Below are 1,008 nucleotides of genomic sequence, written 5' to 3' on the forward strand. Positions count from 1 at the left end.
GGGACTGTTTCTTGGATCTCCTGACATGAGTGGGGTGTTGGGGTCAGGCTGTCTGTATGGGGCGTGGAGATCTGACGAATGCGGAGTGGGATCGGCTGGTGTCGTTCTTACCTCCTGGTGGTGCGCGTGGTGGTCGGTGGAGTGATCACCGCCGGGTGATCAACGGGGTGCTCTACCGGGTCCGGACGGGCGTTCAGTGGAGGGATCTGCCGGAGCGCTTCGGGCCGTGGGAGACGGTCTACAAGCGGCATCGCCGCTGGTCGGAGGACGGGACCTGGGCGATGCTCCTGTCGCGGATTCAGGCTGCCGAGGACGATGCGGGCCGAATCGACTGGGACGTATCGGTGGACTCGACAGCGGTGCGCGCCCACCAGCATGCCGCCGGCGCGAGGAAGGCACCGCCGGCCGCGTCGCCTCAAAGGGGGAATGTTCGAGGGACGAACCAGGTCGATCCGGTACTGCGGAAACTCGTCGTCCGGCTGGAGGAGGTGGTCAGATCGGCGAGTGTCTGGGACGCTCCCGCGGCGGATTCACCACCAAAATTCACCTCGCCGCCGACGGACGATGCCGGCCCCTCGCCTTCGTCCTGACACCCGGACACTACGGTGACGGGCCTCAACTCGAGCGAGTACTGGGGCAGGTCTCGGTGGCCCGAGCCGGCGTCGGCCGACCCCGAACCAGACCCGACCGGGTCCTGGCGGACAAGGCCTACACCTCCCGCAGCAACCGCCGCTACCTGCGACGACGCGGGATCCCACACACCATCCCAGAACGCCTTGACCAGCGAAGACACCGCAAGAACCGGGGATCACAAGGCGGCCGGCCCACCAGCTTCGACAGCGAGCGCTACAAGAAACGCAACACCGTCGAACGCACCATCAACCGCCTCAAAGGGTTCCGCGCCGTCGCAACCCGCTACGAGAAACGCGCCTACATCTACCTCGGCACCGTCACCCTCGCAGCCCTCATCATCTGGCTCCGAACATGATCCAAGAAACACTCCCTAGG

At 65.7% G+C, this 1,008-nt stretch carries 1 protein-coding gene; it reads left to right on the forward strand.

The features are described from left to right. Nucleotides 1–56 precede the first annotated feature (56 nt). Nucleotides 57–988 (forward strand): IS5 family transposase gene (locus tag HY68_RS41390; protein ID WP_241778910.1). Its coding sequence is split into 2 segments (ribosomal slippage): nt 57–401 and nt 404–988, totalling 930 coding nucleotides; the frame shifts between segments, so codons are not numbered across the junction. Nucleotides 989–1,008 lie beyond the last annotated feature (20 nt).

This window comes from Streptomyces sp. AcH 505, assembly GCF_000818175.1.
Lineage (GTDB): Bacteria > Actinomycetota > Actinomycetes > Streptomycetales > Streptomycetaceae > Streptomyces.